Origin of the sequence: Allobosea sp. ASV33, from assembly GCF_016428755.1 — a bacterium.
Taxonomy (GTDB): Bacteria; Pseudomonadota; Alphaproteobacteria; order Rhizobiales; family Beijerinckiaceae; genus Allobosea.
Window position 1 is genome coordinate 1 of sequence record NZ_JAELTI010000229.1, and the last position, 399, is coordinate 399.

Below are 399 nucleotides of genomic sequence, written 5' to 3' on the forward strand. Positions count from 1 at the left end.
CCCCCCCCCCCCCCCCCCCCCCCCCCCCCCCCCCCCCCCCCCCCCCCCCCCCCCCCCCCCCCCCCCCCCCCCTTTCCATGACACGGCGCCCACCGAGATCTACACCGAAGGTTAATCGTCGGCAGCGTCAGATGTGTATAAGAGACAGCGGCATCGGCGACGGCATGCGCATCGTCGTTTATGACGGGCTCGGCTGGCAGGTCGGCGTGCTGGCGGCGGCGCTCGCAACCCCGCTGCTGCTGCCCTCGATCCTGTCTCTTATACACATCTCCGAGCCCACGAGACTCTAGGCGCGATCTCGGATGGCGTCTTCTGCGTGAAAAGAGGGGGGGGGGGGGGGGGGGGGGGGGGGGGGGGGGGGGGGGGGGGGGGGGGGGGGGGGGGGGGGGGGGGGGGGGG

At 75.2% G+C, this 399-nt stretch carries 1 protein-coding gene; it reads left to right on the forward strand.

The features are described from left to right. Positions 1-290 (forward strand): hypothetical protein (locus tag JHD80_RS27265; protein ID WP_199093726.1); only part of this gene is annotated, 290 nt, incomplete at its 5' end. Positions 291-399: the final 109 nt, after the last annotated feature.